This window comes from Caloramator mitchellensis, from assembly GCF_001440545.1.
Lineage (GTDB): Bacteria > Bacillota > Clostridia > Clostridiales > Caloramatoraceae > Caloramator > Caloramator mitchellensis.
Genome location: NZ_LKHP01000018.1, coordinates 1 through 18,326, shown reverse-complemented (window position 1 = coordinate 18,326; position 18,326 = coordinate 1). Strand labels below are relative to the sequence as shown.

Sequence of the window (18,326 nt, the reverse complement as noted above, 5' to 3'; positions counted from 1 at the left end):
TAGTGGACATAAATTTAACAGATATACAATTAGATGCCCTTAGAGAAATAGGCAATATAGGTGCTGGAAATGCAGCCACTGCACTTTCACAGATGATAAACAAAAAGGTCGATATGACGGTTCCTCAAGTTGACATATTGACCTTTGATGAAATGATTAATAGAATAGGTAGTGAAGACGATTTAGTAATAGCTGTTATGTTGAAAGTTTTTGGTGATGCTCCAGGTAATATACTGTTTGTGCTAAATGAAGAGAGTGCAGAAAAACTTTCCAAGATATTATTAACAGGATATGAAGCTGTAAGTGAAGAAATATATTTTTCATTATATCAGGAAATTGGGAACATACTAGGCAATTCATATTTAAATTCACTTGCGATGTTTACAGGAATAAATCTTGTAAGTTCTGTTCCTGCTGTTGCATACGATATGCTCGCTGCAATATTAAGCTCAACTTTTATCGATGCTGAGCAATACAGCGACTATATATTAGCCATAGATACAAAGTTTGTTGAAGATGATAATGAACCTGGAGGTAATTTTTTCTTTATTCCAAAACCAGGTTCACTTCAAACAATATTAAATAAATTGGGTTTATAATAAGGAGGATTAACATGCCAAGAGTTTTAATTGTTGATGATGCGGCTTTTATGAGAATGATGTTAAAGGATATTTTAGTAAAAAACGGCTATGAAGTAGCAGGTGAAGCTCCAAATGGATTAAAGGCAGTTGAACTTTATAAACAAGAAAAACCTGACGTTGTGACGATGGATATAACAATGCCGGAAATGGATGGAATTCAAGCTGTTAAAGAGATAAAGTCATTTGATCCAAATGCTAAAATTGTGATGTGCTCAGCAATGGGACAACAGGCAATGGTTATGGAGGCAATAAAATCAGGAGCTAAGGATTTTATAGTTAAACCTTTCCAACCTGAAAGAGTATTAGAAGCTCTAAAAAAGGTATTAGGATAGGAGATGACGATTTATGCAAGTTGTAATATTTAATATAGGCGATGAAAAGTTCGCTTTAGATACTAACCTTGTTCATGGTATAGAAAAGGTTATGACAATAACTAAAATTCCTACAGCGCCATATTATGTGAAGGGATTAGTTAATCTGCGTGGAAACATTGTTACCATTTTGGACTTAAAAAAAATATTGAATGTATTTTCATATACTGATAATGAAGAAAATATAATAATCGTTGAAATAAATGAAGAAAAAGTTGGATTTATGGTGGATAGAGTTGAAGAGGTAATTGAAGTTGAGATGGATTCAATTGAAAGGCCAGTTGATAATCAAGAATTTATAAGAGGAATAATAAATCTTAACAATAATATAATAACTTTATTGGAGGGAGAAACCCTAATTGTTAGATAAGGGGGGATACCATGGGTGAAGTTTTATCACAGAGCGAGATAGATGCCCTCCTATCAGCTTTAACTTCAGGCGAACTACAGATTGATGAACCTTCAATAGAAGAAAAGCAGAAGGTTAAAAAATATGATTTTAAGCGTCCAAATAAATTTTCAAAGGACCACATTAGGACACTTGAAATGGTTCATGATAATTTTGGCAGAATTTCTGCCAATTATTTAACGGCAAATTTAAGAACCTCTGTTCAGATAAAAGTTATTTCAACTGAACAAATTACTTTTGAGGAGTTTATTCATTCGATTCCTAACCCTACAATACTAATGACATTTTATCTTGAACCATTTCCGGGTATCTTTATGTTTGAAACTGGGCCTTCCTTTGTATTTGAAGTTATTGATTTATTGTTTGGAGGTTCAGGTAAGGGTCACATTAAAACAAGAGACTTCACAGAAATAGAAAAAAATATTGTGAAGAAAATAAACACCACTTTACTTGAAAATCTTAAATTGGCATGGGAAGACATTATTCATGTAGAATTTAAGTTTGACAATCTAGAAACAAATCCAGTTCTAAATCAGGTAATGGCCCCAAATGAGCCAGTTTGCTTAATTACTTTTTCTGTTCAAATTGGAAATAGTCAAAGTTACATGAATATGTGTATTCCATATATCTCTATCGAAAAGTATATAGATAAATTTGTTGTTCAGTATAAGAGCACAACAGCAGATGTTAATGACGCTAATGAACAAAATCAGGTTAGAAAAAATATATTACCAGTTACTACTCAATGCTATGTTGAACTTGGAAAAACTAATATCACCATCGAAGAGTTTTTAAATTTATCAGTTGGTGATGTAGTAAAACTTGACAAAAATACTAAGGAACCTCTTGATTTTTACGTTGAAGATAGGTTGCATTTTAAGGTTTATCCAGGAATAATAGGGAAAAAATTAGGGGTTCAGGTCTATGAAATTATAGGTAAGGATGTGGAAGACGATGCATGATGGAGGAATACTTTCACAAGCAGAAATAGATGCTCTTTTAAGGGGTGTTGGCAATAGTGAGCCGCAGGAGGACTTAACAGAAGAGGAAAAAGATTTATTAGGTGAGATAGGCAATATTTCAATGGGCTCTGCTTCAACCGCACTTTCAACTATAATAGGCAGAATTGTTAATATAACTACTCCAAGAGTTTCTGTTACTACTCTAAATCAAATGAAGGCTCAGTTTTCTGTTCCACTTATGGCGCTTGAAGTGGAATATATTGAAGGACTTAAAGGGTCGAATCTATTCCTTGTAAAAATTACAGATGCGTCAATAATTGCAGATATAATGATGGGTGGGACTGGAGCTAATGTTAGAACTGAGCTTACTGAAATAGAAATTAGTGCGGTTCAGGAAGCTATGAATCAAATGATAGGTTCTTCCGCAACATCTCTTTCAACTATGTTAAATTTCCCGATAAATATAACTCCACCAGTGGCAAAATTATGGGGTTCTGGTGTAGATAAAATATCGGATTTGATAAATGAAGATGAAAAAATAGTTAAAATATCCTTTAGATTAACTATAGAAGAGCTATTAGATAGTGAAATAATGCTATTGCTTCCGATTAAAACGGCAAAGGCAATAATCAGCAAAATGTCTGGAGGGCCAGACCTTTTTGAAAATGAATTAGAAGTAAAACAGGAAGCAGCCTACGAAAAAAACGAAGCAAAAAAGGACATAACTGAAAGAGTAGAGCATAAAGTTATAGAGCAAAGAATTGAAACTAAGGTTGAACCTCCAAAGGAACAAGTTAACGTTTCAAAGGCTACCTTTGCAGAATTAAAGCCTGTTTCTCATCACGAGAAGCAAAATATAGATTTAATTCTCGATGTTCCACTTGAAATCTCTGTTGTTTTAGGAAGAACTAAAAAGACGATTAAAGAAATACTTGAACTTGGACAGGGTTCCCTTATTGAACTGGATAAATTAACCGAAGAGCCAGTTGAGATACTTGTAAACGGAAAGCGTGTAGCTTATGGAGAAGTAGTTGTTATAGATGAAAACTTTGGAGTCAGAATAACAAGCATTATAAGCAATATAGAAAAAGTAAAAAGCCTTCAGGGATAAAATTTTCCTGAGGCTTTAATTTTATTATAAAGTTTTTAATATATACTACGATAAATTAAATAGGATAATATATACATTTTTTGAGGTGATACTATGAAAGTCAGGATGGATGTAAATAACGTAATTAATGTCTATAATTCAAATGCCAAGAAAGCAAATTCAAAAGAAAATGTGGCAAAGAAATCAGATACAATTGAAATTTCAAAGGCTGGTAAAGAAATAGCAAAGTTTTTGGAAATAGCAAAGACAATAGATGTAGATTCAAAGGATATTGAAAAAATAAAAAGCCTTATTAAAGAAGGCAATTATAAAGTAGATGAAGAAAAATTAGCAAAAAGCATCATGGATGCTATGAAGGAAAGTGATAAATAATGGACGTGAAGGAATTGATATTTAAATTTATAGAACTTTTTACAAGGCTTATATTGCTATTAGATAGGGAAAAAGAAGCGTTGAAAAAGGATAATGCTGAAGAAGTGGCAGCTCTTTTAAACGAAAAAAGGGAAATTGCCTTAGAAATTTCCCAGCTTGAAAATAAACGAAAAGAACTTTTAAATGAAAAGAAGATTGATGAGTTGGTTTTAGAGGGAATTATTTCAAGTGAAATTGCAAAAGAATTTATTGAAAAGGCAAATATCGTTAAAGAAAAAAACGAAACCAACATGATTCTTACAAAGCAGTCATTAGGTTATATTCATCTAATGACAAATTTATTGTCTCCACAGAAGAATGTCACATATAAGCAATCAGGCACATTAGATGCAAACACATCTTCTAACATTTTTAATGCGACCGTGTAGGGGGAATTTACATGAGCGGACTTTTTAATACTTTTAATATAGCAAGGCGTGGAATGTTTGCACAGCAAACTGCTTTAAATGTTGTTTCACATAATGTATCAAATGCTAATACAGAAGGTTATTCGGTGCAAAGGGCTAATCTAAAGACAAGTGAGCCTTTTGGTATGCCCTCATTAACAACAGCTGCTGAGCCTGGCCAAATTGGAACTGGAGTTGAGGTTGGAAGTATAACCCGTTCGAGGGATGAATTCCTTGACTACTATGTTAGAAAGGAAACATCCACTTTAAAAAACTATGAATCAAGGGAACAATTTTTATCCGAAATAGAAGCAATATTCACTGAACCTTCAGATACAGGCCTTGCAACTTTGATGACTCGTTTTTGGGACTCATTGCAGGGGTTAGCTACTAACCCTGAAAGTTCTACTGCAAGAACTTTAGTTGCAAGCAATGGCGATGCCCTTGCATCTGGCATAAGACATAACTATACACAGCTTGAGGATTTAGAGGCAAATATTTCAGACCTTATACAAAATCAGGTATTTGAAGTAGGAAGTTTGTTTACACAAATAAAGGATTTAAACGAGCAGATAAAGGCAGTAGTTGTAGGAGGAAAAATACCAAACGACCTATTAGACAGAAGAGATTTGCTGCTTGATAAGCTATCCGAAAGATTTGGTTTTGATATTGAAAAAACAGGCTATATGGGCGTTAAAATAAAGGCTAAAATGGCAGATGGGACATATAAGGATGTATTAACTGATCTTACAGTTAACAATGGACTAGCATATGTCAATGATATAGAGTTAACTGCAAAGGATAAGAATGGCAATGATGTTACCATTAAGAAGAAGGATATTCCTGTTACATTAAGTGAACTTCCATCAAGTATAAAGGTTATTGTTTATATCGATGGTGACATAAACAAACCCCAGACTAAAGATGTGAGTATAAGCTCAGTCGATGATTTGAAAAAATATTTTAACGTTGAAACGGCAAAGGATGCAAATGGAAATGATGTTTATGTAGTTAAAAATATAATGCCTCATACTGTATTTTACGATGCAGCACAATTAAAGCAAGGAACACTCTCAATTACACCTGCAGATTTCAATAATGGAAGTTTGAAGGGACTTGACTCATTAAGCTTTGAGATTAATGACTACAAAACTCAGCTAAATAATCTTGCAAAGGCTATTGCTATATCGGTTAACACCATCCATTCAAATTCATCGGATTTGAGCGTTGGCGTAAACTTCTTTGATATATCAGCAGAAACATCTGACCAAGCGGCAAAAGTTCTTTCTATCAATAGTGATATACTAAAAGACCCACAAAAGATAAACGCTGGAAAATATTTAAATGGGCATGCGAATTATTCAGCTGGCAATGGTGACAGAGCCATTCTTTTAGGACAATTGAGAAATACAAGAATGGAACTTTTAAAGATAAATTCACGTGAAGATTTTTTGAAGAATGTTTTCTTTGATGACTTAGGAAATCCGATAAGTTCAACTACACCAAGTGGAACAAATCTTGCTGATTCAAATTTTGCTAAACTTGTGAGCAACAATTCAGGAACAACTCTTGATAATTATTTTAAATCAACGATAGCTCAGCTAGGCGTTTCGAATCAAGAGGCAAAAAGAATGGTTACAAACCAGGAGGCGCTATTGGATCAATTAATTGTAAGACGTGAATCAGTATCAGGGGTGTCATTGGATGAAGAGATGACAAATATGATGCAATTCCAAAGGGCATATGAGGCAAATGCAAAGATGATTAGCGTAATCGACCAGCTTCTCGATGTCGTTGTTAATGGTCTTGTTAGAAGGTAGGTGAATATATGAGAATTACAAACAAGGTATTAGTAAGAGACTTTTTGGGCAATCTAAGAGTAAATCTTGAAGAAATGAAAAAGTATCAGGACCAGCTATCCTCAGGTCACGAAGTAAGAAAACCTTCGGATGACCCATTCAAGGTAGCAAGAACTATGGAACTTAAAGCATCAATAGCTGCAAATGAAAGATACAAAAACAATATACAGGAGGCAAGCGACTGGTTAAATACAGCTGACTCCGCACTTGGACAGATAGGCGAAGCTCTTCAGACTATAAGGGAAAAAACAATTCAAGGTGGAAACGGCGCTTATACACAAGACGAAAGGCTTGCCATCGCAAAACACATACAGCAGCTCAAGGAACAGATAATGGAAATAGGCAATACAGCCTATGATGGAAGATATATATTTGGTGGAGATAAGACAAATATTCCACCGTTTAAAAATGATAACAAAAAAATAATTTACGTAGGCTCAAAGGAAGGACTTAATAAAGAACTTTCGCCTGGAGTTATTATGGATATTTCAGTAAAAGGTAGTGATTTTGCAAATGACCCTGCAACTAATGCAGAAGGTGGCATTTTTGAAACTTTAAGCAAGATAGTTGATAAATTAAATAACAACGATAACCCAGCTGACCTTTTAGGAGAACTGGATACCCATATGAACAATATATTAAGAATAAGAGCAGAAGTTGGAGCAAAGCAAAAGAGAACCGAAGATATGCTCTCTAAAAATGAAGATGAAACATTCAACATGACTCAGCTTCTTGCAAAGACATACGATATAGACATAGCTAAAAAGGTAATGGAATATAAAGTAATGGAAAATATTTATACTGCATCGCTTCAAACCGGTGCAAAAATATTGCAACCAAGCTTATTAGACTTTTTAAGATAGGATGATTGGGAATGATGATTGATACAAAATTTTTCGGTGAAATAGAAATTGATGAAAATAAAATTCTTACATTTGAAAAGGGAATCCCAGGACTTGAGGAATACAAAAAGTATGCGGTAATTGACGTAGAAAACAGCAAACTATTGTGCCTGCAGAGCATAGAGGAGAAAAATATTGCCCTTTTAGTAATTTTCCCCTGGGATTATGTTGAAGATTATGAAATAGAGCTTTCGGATGAAGAAATACAGGAGCTTGAACTTAACACTCACGAAGATGTCATAGTTTATAACGTAATAACCGTAAGGGAAAACAAGATAACCGCAAATCTCCTTGCCCCAATAGTTGTCAATGTTAAAAATAACAAAGCAAAGCAGATTATATTAAACGATAAAAAATACAGTATAAGGCAGGAGATAAAATGTTAATTCTAACAAGAAAAGAAGGGGAATCAATTTTAGTTGGAGAGGGCATTGAGATTAAGGTTATTGAAATTTCAGGTAACACAATAAAGCTCGGCATAGAAGCTCCTAAAAATGTAAAGGTAATAAGAAAAGAATTAATTCTTGAAGTTAAAGAAGAAAATATCGAATCATTAAAAAATATTGAGTTAGTTCTTAAGAAAATAAAATGAGGGGGTGGGCATTATGTCTAACACTCTAAGAATAACAGGACTTGCAACAGGCCTTGACGTAGATACTATGGTTAAGCAGCTAATGCAGGGTGAAAAGGCAAAGGTGGACAAGGTTAAGCAGGATAGGCAATTAATCCAGTGGACACAGGATTTATATAGAGATATAATCAACGACTTGACATCCTTTAAAAACACATATTTTGACGTTCTTAAATCGGACAAGTTTATTTTATCTGCAAACAACCTTTCAGGTTTTGATGCAACAAGCGTTGACAGTGCATCTTCAACGGCAACCCCTACTGCAACTGCAACTGCAGGTGCAGGTGCCCAGGCAGGAATTTACAGCGTTGTGGTAAACAAAATTGCCAAGGCTGCTACAATTGAAGGCGGACAGATAAACAATAATAATGTTGGAACAGTTACTATTACTGATGGTTATATAACAAATTCAGAATGGTCTTCAAAGACAATAAGATTTAATGTAGATGGAGCGGATTTTGATATTACCCTTTCAGATTTTGCATCAAACCATACTATAAATGATTTAGTAAACGATATTAACAGCAAGATAAATTCTAACACAAGTCTAAAGGGCAAAATATCAGTTACAGTAGATGGCTCTGATAAAATAAAGTTTAATGTATTAGGTTCAAACCAAGTTAAGATTAGCTCAACTGAAACGGATGCAACTTTTAGTGGTATAGAAAAAGATAAAGTTTTAGTTCCAAATAAAAATACTAAACTATCAGACTTAAAAGGATTTACAACAGATGCAACTTTTACATTTACATTGAGCTATAATGGGACTTCTAAGGATATAATAGCACTTGGAACAGATACTATTGAAAGTTTAATGACTAAAATTAATACTGCAACTTCTGGTGGGGCAATTGCAAAGTATTCAGAACTTACAGGAAGATTTACAGTCCAAACAGCTAATACCGGCGCAAATACCAGTCTTTCAATTAATACCAATTTAACATTCCTTGGCATAAACACAACTACACAGTATGGCCAAGATTCTGAAGTTAAAATTACTCCACCTGGAGGAACTGAGGTAACAATAACTAAATCTACCAACACTTTTACAGTAGATGGCATTACCTATTCACTTCAGTCAGCTGACACAAATAGAACTACTAAAATAACAGTAACGTCAAATCCGCAGAAGGTTTTTGATAAAATTAAGGAATTCGTAGACAAGTATAATGAAATAATAGACAAAGTGAATAAAAAACTTTCAGAAAAAAGGGTATATGACTATAAGCCATTAACTGATGACCAAAAGAAAGACATGAAGGAAGATGAAATAAAAAAGTGGGAAGACAAAGCAAAGGAAGGTCTTTTAAAGGGAGACAGCATACTTCAGAATATGGTATCTAATTTGAGAAGCGCATTCTATGAAGCTGTTGAGGGTGCTGGAGTTTCATTAAACGAAATTGGTCTTTCAACATCCAGCGACTATACCCAAAAAGGGAAAATAATAATCGATGAAACAAAACTAAAGGCTGCTATCCAAAACAATGGAGAACAAGTGATTAAATTGTTTACGAAGACTTCTTCAATTGCCTATGATTCAAGTAAAACCTATCAGGGAAGGACCGACAGAAACAAAGAAGAAGGTATTTTCCAGAGAATAAAGGATATACTTGATGATAACATAAGAACAACCAGAAATAGCTTTGGCAAAAAAGGAGCACTACTTGAAAAGGCCGGCATCAAAGGTGATTTAACCGAATTTAACAATATTTTATACAAACAACTTCAAGATAAAGATAAATTAATCTCTGAACTAAATAGAAAACTTGCTGACAGAGAAGATAAATATTATAGAGATTTTGCAAAACTTGAGAGCGCAATGCAAAAATTAAATGAGCAGTCAACATGGTTATCAACTCAATTATCGTCAATGGGCTCATAGATTTGAGGGATTAATATGTTAGAACAAAAACTTATTGAGTTTCGCGAAAAAACTAAAGAATTGATAGATATTCTTCAACGGGAGGATTTTGACAATTTAAACGAAATAATAAGCCAGAGGCAGGAAATAATTGATTCGATTAAAGCGATAAATTATTCAATGGAAGAATTTATAAAGCTTTCTATCGCATTAAATCTATCTGAGTTGGATGATCAACTCAACAAGCTTATGAATGCTAAAATTGAAAAAACAAGAACCGAACTTAAATCAATTAAAAATAACAGACAAGTCGCACAATATTATGACTTGGAACGAACAGACTCTATTCTAATAAATAAAAAAATTTAAATTTTGATATAAAGTATAGTAGAAAAATGTCGAAAACTATATTAGAAAGCAAAATTAGCTGTGGCCACAGCAAACAAAAGAAGGCAAGGATGCCAATATACATTCAAGGAGGAATTTAAAATGATAATCAATCACAACATGAATGCAATGAACGCACACAGACAGATGAGCATTAACACAGTTAACTCAGGCAAGTCTATGGAGAAGCTTTCATCAGGTCTTAGAATCAACAGAGCAGGTGACGATGCTGCTGGTCTTGCAATTTCAGAAAAGATGAGAGGACAAATCAGAGGTCTTGAACAAGCTTCAAGAAACGCACAAGACGGTATTTCGCTAATTCAAACTGCAGAAGGTGCATTAAACGAATCTCACGGTATACTTCAAAGAATGAGAGAACTTGCTGTTCAAGCTTCAAACGATACATTACAAGCCAGCGATAGAACTGCTATCCAAACAGAAATTACACAGTTAAACCAGGAACTTGATAGAATAGGTAATACAACTCAATTCAACGGAAAGGTTCTTCTTGATGGAACTTTTGGTGTTAAAAACTCAGGAACTGGAACATTAGCTGTCGGTGGCGATGGAGTAACAAATATAAACGTATCTGGTGCTAAAGCATCAACAACTTATACACTCGACAATAATGCAGCTGGAGAAGTAACATTAGATGATGGTAATGGAAATCAACAAAGATTGACAGGGCTTGCTGCTACATTCACAGGAACTCTAAACTTCGATAAACTTGGTATATCAATAGATGTTGCAGCAATTGACCTTTCAGGAGCAGGGTCATGGTCAGGTGATGGAAAAACAATTATAACTGCAGCAACTGCAGCTCAACAGGTTCAAATTGGTGCTAATGCTGGACAATCACTTGGTTTAACAATAAATGATATGAGATCAACTGCACTTGGTGTAAATACTATTTCAGTTGCATCCTATACAAGTGCAAATGCTGCTATTACTGCAATTGATAGCGCAATCTCAACTGTTTCTACACAAAGATCCACACTCGGTGCATGGCAGAATAGATTAGAGCACACAATTGCAAACCTAGGAACATCATCAGAAAACCTAACTGCAGCTGAAAGCAGAATTAGAGACGTAGATATGGCTAAGGAAATGATGTCATTTAGTAAGAACAACATCCTTTCACAAGCTGCTCAAGCAATGCTTGCACAAGCTAACCAACAACCACAAGGTGTTCTACAATTATTAAGATAATAAACTCAAGAGTCAGGGAAGTCCCCTGGCTCTTTAATTTTAAAATTTCTGTTGAATTTTTCTGTATTTTCAATTAATATATAGATATATTGGTTAAATGTTCTCCTATTAAGGGGTGTTGTTATGATATCTTCTGTTTCTCCTGTTGAATTCAACAGCAATTTAAGAGCCCTCGGCAACGCATCACAGGATTATCTTAATCTTGCAATGTTAATTGAGGTTCAGAAATCTCTGCAAAGTGCAATTGAAGAATTTATAATGACATATGACCCCAAAAAGTATTATACTGGGGCTAAAAGCATTGGAAAAGCAACAATTGGATTGAATTTAAATGCTTTGGCATAATTAGAAATTTATTCTAAAGTTTAATCAAAAACAAACGATATTATTAATAGAAACACAAAGGATGATTTAGAGCAAATAAGCTTTAATTCATCCTTTTTATTTTCCCTCCGTTACATAATGCAAACAGGGATGTTTGCAAAATTTCAAGGGAGGGATATATATGATTATCAACCACAACCTTAATGCTCAAAACGCCCACAGACAGCTTGGAGTCAACACACTTAACGCAGGAAAATCCATGGAGAAACTTTCATCAGGCCTAAGAATCAACAGAGCTGGAGATGATGCTGCAGGCCTTGCAATTTCAGAAAAGATGAGGGCTCAAATAAGAGGTCTTGATCAGGCATCAAGAAACGCACAGGATGCAATTTCTTTAATCCAAACTGCAGAGGGTGGATTAAACGAAACCCATTCAATTTTGCAAAGGATGAGAGAATTAGCAATACAAGCCTCAAACGATACTAACGTGCAACAGGACAGAAGCGCCATTACGGACGAATTAAATCAATTAACACAGGAACTTGATCGAATTGCAACCACAACAGAATTCAACACTCAAAAACTACTCGACGGAACGTTCAGCGGCAAATTCCAAATAGGTGCTAATGAAAATCAGACACTTCAATTGGATATAAGTAAAATGAACTCAGCATCTTTAGGCCTTGCAGGTTCAATTGAAGTTGAAAGTGCTACTGTAGATGTTGGTGGGTTGTTAAAGGATGGAACTTATACAGTATCGGGTGGAAACATGTTAGATGCAAGCGGAAAAGTTGTTGGAACACTTGCAGCTGGAGATATAACATTGGCAGATGGAACAACTGAAATTAATTTTACTAACGAAGATATTATCAATGGTTCACTTATTAAAATCTCAGAAAATGGAACTAAGGCAGTTCTTGAAAAAACTGTATTAGCTAATCAAACAAATGATAAGCTGGCAGCAGGTGTTTACACTGTATCTGGAACCGATGTTTTAAAAGATGGATTTAAAATTGGAACAGTAAATGGAACAACTCTTACGCAAATTGACCTTAACGATGGAACTTCAATTGACTTAGCAGCAGTATTTGGAAAAACTGCAGACCTTGCTGATGGATATACATTTATTATAAAGGGAGTGAATGTAGATAATAACACATTAGCAGGGGGAACGGTGACATCAATAGATAATGCACTCGAGTTGGTTTCAAAGGAAAGAGCAAAGCTTGGGGCATACCAAAACAGACTTGAGCACACTATAAACAATCTAAGCACTTCAAGCGAGAACTTAACATCAGCTGAAAGCAGAATTAGAGATGTGGATATGGCAAAAGAGATAATGATTTTTTCTAAAAACAACATTCTTGCTCAAGCTGCTCAAGCTATGCTTGCTCAAGCTAACCAACAACCACAGGGAGTTCTTCAACTTTTAAGATAGAGCCAGCTTTGGCTCTATCTTTTAAAAAATTTTTCAAAATACCTATAAAGTAATTTAAATTACTTACGATAAAATAAATAGAAAACAAAACATTGAATAACAAGGATGATTCAACGCCCTATCTTATCTTGCAGGAGGCAAGAGAAATAGGTTTATTTGAATCATCTTTTTTGTTATAATCAATATGCACTACATATCAAGGAGGAGATGGACATGCTAGTAATTGGCAGGAAGCCCGGAGAATACATAATGATAGGCGACAACATAAAGGTTAAAGTTGTCAAAAGCGAGCAAGGGGATCTAAGACTTGCAATCGAAGCTCCAAAGGAAATACCAATTGTAAGGGGCGAGATTTACGAACAACAAAAAAAGGCTTAAGTTATCAAGGAGGAGACGCTTAGCACTGAAGGATTCATAGTGCAAGTAGTCTCCTTTTTTCATTGTCGTTAAACCAATAAGGTTTAATATAAATTCTTTGGCCAAAGAAGTTACACTTAAAAACGTGAACAGGGAAGTTCACTAAAGATTAAAGGGAGGTATGTAAAATGATAATCAATCACAATCTTAATGCATTAAACTCACACAGACAACTTGGTATGAATACTGTAAATGCTGGAAAGTCAATGGAAAAGCTTTCATCAGGTCTAAGAATAAACAGAGCTGGTGATGATGCAGCAGGGCTTGCAATATCTGAAAAGATGAGAGCACAAATTAGGGGTCTTGATCAAGCAGGAAGAAATGCACAGGATGCTATATCGATGATTCAAACAGCAGAAGGTGCATTAAATGAAACTCACTCAATACTTCAAAGAATGAGAGAACTTGCAGTACAAGCAGCAAATGATACTAATGCAGGGGCAGATAGAGCAGCAATAGGTAAAGAAATAGAAGAATTGCAAAATGAGATTGATAGAATTGCTGATACTACAGAATTTAACACAAAGAAATTACTTGATGGAACAGCTTCAACTGTTGCATTCCAAGTTGGAGCAAATATTAATCAAATGATAACTTTAGGAATAAGCAACATGGACGCTTCTTCATTAGGAGTTGATTCAACTGCAATTGCAATTACTCAATCAACTGCAGCTACAACAATTTCTGCAGCAATTTCAACTATTAATGCTGCAATAGAAAGAGTGTCAACAGAAAGAGCTAAGCTAGGTGCTTATCAAAACAGACTAGAACACACAATAAATAACCTTGGAACATCATCAGAAAACTTAACAGCAGCAGAATCAAGAATAAGAGATGTAGATATGGCTAAGGAAATGATGACATTTAGTAAAAACAACATTTTAGCACAAGCTGCGCAAGCTATGTTAGCACAAGCTAATCAACAGCCTCAAGGGGTTCTACAATTATTAAGATAATAATTTAAAAATATTATAGCCCTGGGTATCCAGGGCTATAATAAATATTGGGAGTGATTAAAATTGTTAGAGAATTTAATGTTTTATATTAACGAATTTGAAAGTGCTTTTAAAGAGAAAATACTAAAAAAAGATTTGCTTATAAAAATAATAGACGAAATATCAAATATAATGAAAAAGTTTAATGGAAGTGAAGAACTATTGATAATTATAAACGAGAATTTAAATGAACTATTTATTTCAATGAAGGAACAAGATTATATGAAATTTTTAGATATATTAAAATATGAATTACTTCCTTTGATAGATAGCAGTTTTTAAAAGGGGTGTTCTCATGAAACATATTTTGAGTATTTGCATGATGGTAAAAGATGAAGAAAAAAATATAAAAAAATGTTTAGAAAGTATAAAAAAACTTTTAGAAAATGATTTTGCTGAACTTGTAATAGTAGACACAGGTTCTAAGGATAGAACAGTAGAGATTGCAAAAGAATATACTGATAAAATTTACCATCATGATTGGAACAACAATTTTTCTGTTATGAGAAATATATCCATATCTTATGCGAAAGGTGAATGGATTCTTATCATCGATGCGGATGAAGAGGTTGAAAATTCTGCTGAAATTATTGAACTTCTAAAATCACCTTCATTAAACGGTTTTAATACGATAATAATAAATGTAAAAAATTTATCTACACACAATAAAAATCAATATGTAGTTAATGCTTCTCCAAGAATATTTAAGAATGATGGAACATTTAAGTATCAAGGTTCAGTTCATAATCAACCAATTTTTCAACCACCCATCTATTATTCGAATATTTCATTATGGCATTATGGATATATATTATCTGATAAAAATTTAATGGATAAGAAATTTAAAAGAACATCGGAACTCTTGCTGAATGAATTAAAGAAAAATCCACGAAGTTTATATTATAATTATCAATTAGCTGTCACATATTCAATGCATGGAGATAAAGAAGAAGCATTAAATACGTATAGAAATACCTATAGATTGTTAACTGAATTGAGTAAACAAGAAAGAAAAAAATACATTTATATATATGGGGCTTATGCTAGAGAGTCATATATTTGTAAAAAATATAGTGAAACTATTGAAATATGTTCAGAAGGAATAGAATTGTATAATAAATATATAGATTTATTTTATTTAATGGGATATTCATATTTGCAAATAAATGACATAGATAATGCTATAGAATCTTTCGAAAATTATCTGAATTTAGCTGAAAGACAAGATGAATTGGGAATAAGGAAAAATCTTGCTGTTCCACTTTATAATATTGATAATTTATCTAAAGAAAATGTATTAAAAGAAATAATTAGATGTTATATAAAAAATAAAAAATATTGTGAGGCAAAAAAATATATTAATAGACTAGAAGATGAAAATGATAAAATAATGAAACAAATAGACATTTATATTGAGACGAGAAATATTGAAAATATTTTAAGCTTATATTTAGATTTAAATCATGAAAGACAAGAACTATTTGAAATGTATTTAGAAAATAAAATAAGAAACATTTCTGAGGAAGTTAAGTTTGATATAAGAAAGATGTTTTCAAATATAGATAATAATTACGGATCGTTTTGTAATGCTAAAATAAATGGCGAAATAAATGAAATAATCTCATTACTACGGTCAATTAATTTCAATGATTCACCTATGTTTTATTCAGAATTATTAAAAGACGTTTATTTAAACAATTGGAATATGTTTATAAAATTAATAAAGGACATAGAAACTTTAAAATTAAAGAAAATTTTAAGTTATTTACTTATTGATGATAGAAATTTACTTGAACTTATAAAGTTAAATTTATTAAATCTTTCAGTAAATGAATATGATATTAAATTTAATAGAGTTATTTGGGTTTTGGCAGGTATATATCTTAATACAAAAGAATGGAACTTTATAAATGAAGAAGAATATAAAATATTTAAGATTTATTTGAACTCAGGAATGATATATATTAGAAAAATTTTTCAAGTTGACAAAATTAGAATTTTCATTAATGAATTAGAAAATAATGAGTACAAATTTCTTTTACTTTTCTATATAATTGAAGAATATGTTAAAATAAGTGATTTTAAGTCAGCAATTAAATATATTAAACAGGCTCTAAAGATTAATCCCAAATTATTTAAGTTTATTGATAAGTATAAAGAAGAGGAGATATTAAAATATTTATAATTTTATAAGAATATCGAAATGAATAGTTATATTTAATTTAAGATCAATAAAATTAGTCTCACTAATTGTTAGTTAAAAGTGTTTATTGAACAAAGTATATTAAGTATTTAAATTAAATAAAGGATGTGAATTGGGTGATTGATGATAAGAGAAAAAAGATTAAGTCAATGATAGAGAGCTTGATTAATTCAGTAAAACTTGAAGATACAAAACTATCAATAGAGGATTATAGAAAAGTAGTTCCAGATGATATAGATATTTATTCGATGATGGGGACGATTCTGTATTGTATAATTAGTTTTTAGGGCGTATCTTAGGAGGAAAATATTTATGTGTTCAAATATCGAGTATTTAGAGAATCTAATTAACAATGGTGAGATAGATAAAGCTGAAAATTTAATTTATAATATTTTAGAATCAGGGTATAAAAAAAAAGAATTATATTCGATTTTATCAGTTATTCATTATTATAAAAACAATTTAGAATATGCTAGTAAATATGCAGAGTTTGGATTAAAAATTGACCCATATGATTTTGATAATAACTTTAACTTAGCTATAATAAATGATAAGTTAGAAAATATTAAAGATGCTGAAAAATATTTTATTAAGGCATTTTTATACACAGGTAATGAATATATAAGAAAAACAATAATGCAAGAATTTTCAAACAAATACCAATTGCTTAATAAAGTTGCTAATAATTTTCGAAAATTTACTCAGAAAGAAATCAATATTTTACATGGAACAATGGAAATTGCAAATCAAATGAATACCTATGCTAAGGGATTAAAAAAAATAGGCTGTAATGTTAAAACTCTATCATATTATAAAAATTATTTAAATTATAAAAGTGATATTGAATTTAATATCACAGATATTAACGAAGATTTAGTTAATGATTTAATACAAAAAAATGATATTTTTCATTTTCATTTTGGAACGTCACTTAAATTAGACAATTCTGATATTAATGACCTTTACAAAAAAAATAAAACAATATTAATGCAGCATTGGGGTTCTGATGTAAGAAGATTATCGGTTGTGAAGAAATTTAATTCATATGCTAAGTCTAAAGTATTAGAGGAAGAATATATAAGAAACAAGCTAAGATTTTTAGGTAATTTTGTAAAGCATTGTGTTGTTTCAGATTATGAATTATTTGAATGTGTTAAAGAATACTATGAAAATATTTATATAATAAAACAAGCACTAAATTTAAATGATTATAAAAATGAATATTTATGTGTGAATAAGAATAATAAATTTACCATTGTTCATGCACCAACTGATCCTGAGTATAAAGGAACCAAATATATAGTTAGAGCAATAGAAGAATTAAAATTAAAATATGATTTCGATTTTATATTAGTATCTAATATGCCGCATAATGAAGCAAAAAAGATATATAAAGAAGCAGATTTAATAATTGATCAATTGCATGCTGGTGCTTATGGACTATTTGCTATTGAGAGTATGGCTTTAGGAAAACCTGTAGTAGGGTGGATTAGTGATTATATGTTTGATAGATATCCAAGAGAATTACCAATAATACCAGCAAATCCTCAAAATATAAAACTTGTATTAGAGTATTTGCTTCAGAATAAAGACTTATTGGAAGTAGTTGGAAATGAATCAAGAAAATATGTAGAAAAGTATCATGATATAAATAAAGTATTTTATGATATTTTGGAACTCTACTGTAAGATTTATAAGGAGTGATTATTTTGATAAATAATAAGAAGATATTTATAACGGGTGGAGCAGGTTTTATAGGTAGTAATCTTTGTAAGAGTTTTTATAAAA

At 32.1% G+C, this 18,326-nt stretch carries 22 protein-coding genes; all 22 read left to right on the top strand.

Annotation, left to right across the window (positions count from 1 at the left end):
* The first annotated feature begins 2 nt into the window (after positions 1-2).
* The 22 genes from ABG79_RS10940 to ABG79_RS10840 all read left to right on the top strand — a co-directional run bounded on the left by ABG79_RS10940 (position 3) and on the right by ABG79_RS10840 (position 18,242).
* Positions 3-599, top strand: coding sequence for a chemotaxis protein CheC (locus ABG79_RS10940; RefSeq protein WP_152978245.1), 597 nt, complete (start codon positions 3-5; stop codon positions 597-599).
* A gap of 14 nt (positions 600-613) precedes the next feature.
* Complete coding sequence (gene cheY / locus ABG79_RS10935; protein WP_057979508.1) at positions 614-973, top strand: chemotaxis protein CheY; 360 nt, start codon at positions 614-616, stop codon at positions 971-973.
* Between the two features lie 13 nt (positions 974-986).
* A complete protein-coding gene (locus ABG79_RS10930) occupies positions 987-1,382 on the top strand; it encodes a chemotaxis protein CheW (protein ID WP_057979507.1) in 396 nt (131 codons plus the stop codon).
* An 11-nt stretch (positions 1,383-1,393) separates the two neighbouring features.
* Positions 1,394-2,383, top strand: coding sequence for a flagellar motor switch protein FliM (gene fliM / locus ABG79_RS10925; protein WP_057979506.1), 990 nt, complete (start codon positions 1,394-1,396; stop codon positions 2,381-2,383).
* Positions 2,376-3,494, top strand: coding sequence for a flagellar motor switch phosphatase FliY (gene fliY, locus ABG79_RS10920; protein WP_083490425.1), 1,119 nt, complete (start codon positions 2,376-2,378; stop codon positions 3,492-3,494). Before fliM ends, fliY begins: the two co-directional genes overlap by 8 nt.
* A 93-nt stretch (positions 3,495-3,587) precedes the next feature.
* Positions 3,588-3,866, top strand: a complete 279-nt coding sequence (flgM, locus tag ABG79_RS10915; RefSeq protein WP_057979504.1) for a flagellar biosynthesis anti-sigma factor FlgM — start codon at positions 3,588-3,590, stop codon at positions 3,864-3,866.
* Positions 3,866-4,294: a flagellar protein FlgN gene (locus tag ABG79_RS10910; RefSeq protein WP_057979503.1), complete on the top strand. Its 429-nt coding sequence runs from the start codon at positions 3,866-3,868 to the stop codon at positions 4,292-4,294. Before flgM ends, ABG79_RS10910 begins: the two co-directional genes overlap by 1 nt.
* A gap of 11 nt (positions 4,295-4,305) precedes the next feature.
* Positions 4,306-6,132, top strand: coding sequence for a flagellar hook-associated protein FlgK (gene flgK / locus ABG79_RS10905; RefSeq protein ID WP_057979502.1), 1,827 nt, complete (start codon positions 4,306-4,308; stop codon positions 6,130-6,132).
* A gap of 8 nt (positions 6,133-6,140) precedes the next feature.
* A complete protein-coding gene (gene flgL / locus ABG79_RS10900) occupies positions 6,141-7,034 on the top strand; it encodes a flagellar hook-associated protein FlgL (protein ID WP_057979501.1) in 894 nt (297 codons plus the stop codon).
* A gap of 11 nt (positions 7,035-7,045) precedes the next feature.
* On the top strand, positions 7,046-7,459 hold the full coding sequence (fliW, locus tag ABG79_RS10895) for a flagellar assembly protein FliW (protein ID WP_057979500.1): 414 nt from the start codon (positions 7,046-7,048) through the stop codon (positions 7,457-7,459).
* Positions 7,453-7,665, top strand: a complete 213-nt coding sequence (gene csrA, locus ABG79_RS10890; protein ID WP_057979499.1) for a carbon storage regulator CsrA — start codon at positions 7,453-7,455, stop codon at positions 7,663-7,665. The genes fliW and csrA overlap by 7 nt, the downstream gene beginning before the upstream one ends.
* Before the next feature lie 13 nt (positions 7,666-7,678).
* Positions 7,679-9,586, top strand: a complete 1,908-nt coding sequence (gene fliD, locus ABG79_RS10885) for a flagellar filament capping protein FliD (protein WP_057979498.1) — start codon at positions 7,679-7,681, stop codon at positions 9,584-9,586.
* A 15-nt stretch (positions 9,587-9,601) separates the two neighbouring features.
* The gene (gene fliT, locus ABG79_RS10880; protein ID WP_057979497.1) at positions 9,602-9,934 is read left to right on the top strand and encodes a flagellar protein FliT; all 333 of its coding nucleotides are present in this window, start codon (positions 9,602-9,604) and stop codon (positions 9,932-9,934) included.
* A 120-nt stretch (positions 9,935-10,054) separates the two neighbouring features.
* Positions 10,055-11,161 carry a flagellin N-terminal helical domain-containing protein gene (locus tag ABG79_RS10875; RefSeq protein WP_057979496.1) on the top strand — a complete coding sequence of 369 codons (1,107 nt, stop codon included), beginning with the start codon at positions 10,055-10,057 and terminating at the stop codon, positions 11,159-11,161.
* Positions 11,162-11,284: 123 nt separating this feature from the next.
* Complete coding sequence (locus ABG79_RS10870; RefSeq protein ID WP_057979495.1) at positions 11,285-11,506, top strand: hypothetical protein; 222 nt, start codon at positions 11,285-11,287, stop codon at positions 11,504-11,506.
* A gap of 160 nt (positions 11,507-11,666) precedes the next feature.
* Positions 11,667-12,923, top strand: coding sequence for a flagellin N-terminal helical domain-containing protein (locus ABG79_RS10865; protein WP_057979494.1), 1,257 nt, complete (start codon positions 11,667-11,669; stop codon positions 12,921-12,923).
* A gap of 213 nt (positions 12,924-13,136) precedes the next feature.
* A complete protein-coding gene (locus ABG79_RS10860) occupies positions 13,137-13,301 on the top strand; it encodes a carbon storage regulator (protein WP_057979493.1) in 165 nt (54 codons plus the stop codon).
* Between the two features lie 167 nt (positions 13,302-13,468).
* Entirely contained in the window at positions 13,469-14,296 is an 828-nt protein-coding gene (gene hag, locus ABG79_RS10855; RefSeq protein WP_057979492.1) for a flagellin Hag, read from the top strand.
* Positions 14,297-14,359: 63 nt separating this feature from the next.
* Positions 14,360-14,617 carry a hypothetical protein gene (locus tag ABG79_RS10850; protein ID WP_057979491.1) on the top strand — a complete coding sequence of 86 codons (258 nt, stop codon included), beginning with the start codon at positions 14,360-14,362 and terminating at the stop codon, positions 14,615-14,617.
* A gap of 13 nt (positions 14,618-14,630) precedes the next feature.
* On the top strand, positions 14,631-16,520 hold the full coding sequence (locus ABG79_RS10845; protein ID WP_057979490.1) for a glycosyltransferase family 2 protein: 1,890 nt from the start codon (positions 14,631-14,633) through the stop codon (positions 16,518-16,520).
* 134 nt (positions 16,521-16,654) lie between these two features.
* A complete protein-coding gene (locus ABG79_RS12560; protein WP_160318243.1) occupies positions 16,655-16,825 on the top strand; it encodes a hypothetical protein in 171 nt (56 codons plus the stop codon).
* A 25-nt stretch (positions 16,826-16,850) separates the two neighbouring features.
* Positions 16,851-18,242 carry a glycosyltransferase gene (locus tag ABG79_RS10840; protein ID WP_242859335.1) on the top strand — a complete coding sequence of 464 codons (1,392 nt, stop codon included), beginning with the start codon at positions 16,851-16,853 and terminating at the stop codon, positions 18,240-18,242.
* Positions 18,243-18,326 lie beyond the last annotated feature (84 nt).

Bases quoted from the DNA above. Each gene is read 5' to 3' on its own strand.
- cheY (WP_057979508.1), top strand. From the start codon at position 614: ATGCCAAGAGTTTTAATTGTTGATGATGCGGCTTTTATGAGAATGATG.
- ABG79_RS10930 (WP_057979507.1), top strand. From the start codon at position 987: ATGCAAGTTGTAATATTTAATATAGGCGATGAAAAGTTCGCTTTAGAT.
- fliM (WP_057979506.1), top strand. From the start codon at position 1,394: ATGGGTGAAGTTTTATCACAGAGCGAGATAGATGCCCTCCTATCAGCT.
- fliY (WP_083490425.1), top strand. From the start codon at position 2,376: ATGCATGATGGAGGAATACTTTCACAAGCAGAAATAGATGCTCTTTTA.
- flgM (WP_057979504.1), top strand. From the start codon at position 3,588: ATGAAAGTCAGGATGGATGTAAATAACGTAATTAATGTCTATAATTCA.
- ABG79_RS10910 (WP_057979503.1), top strand. From the start codon at position 3,866: ATGGACGTGAAGGAATTGATATTTAAATTTATAGAACTTTTTACAAGG.
- flgK (WP_057979502.1), top strand. From the start codon at position 4,306: ATGAGCGGACTTTTTAATACTTTTAATATAGCAAGGCGTGGAATGTTT.
- flgL (WP_057979501.1), top strand. From the start codon at position 6,141: ATGAGAATTACAAACAAGGTATTAGTAAGAGACTTTTTGGGCAATCTA.
- fliW (WP_057979500.1), top strand. From the start codon at position 7,046: ATGATGATTGATACAAAATTTTTCGGTGAAATAGAAATTGATGAAAAT.
- csrA (WP_057979499.1), top strand. From the start codon at position 7,453: ATGTTAATTCTAACAAGAAAAGAAGGGGAATCAATTTTAGTTGGAGAG.
- fliD (WP_057979498.1), top strand. From the start codon at position 7,679: ATGTCTAACACTCTAAGAATAACAGGACTTGCAACAGGCCTTGACGTA.
- fliT (WP_057979497.1), top strand. From the start codon at position 9,602: ATGTTAGAACAAAAACTTATTGAGTTTCGCGAAAAAACTAAAGAATTG.
- ABG79_RS10875 (WP_057979496.1), top strand. From the start codon at position 10,055: ATGATAATCAATCACAACATGAATGCAATGAACGCACACAGACAGATG.
- ABG79_RS10870 (WP_057979495.1), top strand. From the start codon at position 11,285: ATGATATCTTCTGTTTCTCCTGTTGAATTCAACAGCAATTTAAGAGCC.
- ABG79_RS10865 (WP_057979494.1), top strand. From the start codon at position 11,667: ATGATTATCAACCACAACCTTAATGCTCAAAACGCCCACAGACAGCTT.
- ABG79_RS10860 (WP_057979493.1), top strand. From the start codon at position 13,137: ATGCTAGTAATTGGCAGGAAGCCCGGAGAATACATAATGATAGGCGAC.
- hag (WP_057979492.1), top strand. From the start codon at position 13,469: ATGATAATCAATCACAATCTTAATGCATTAAACTCACACAGACAACTT.
- ABG79_RS10845 (WP_057979490.1), top strand. From the start codon at position 14,631: ATGAAACATATTTTGAGTATTTGCATGATGGTAAAAGATGAAGAAAAA.
- ABG79_RS10840 (WP_242859335.1), top strand. From the start codon at position 16,851: ATGTGTTCAAATATCGAGTATTTAGAGAATCTAATTAACAATGGTGAG.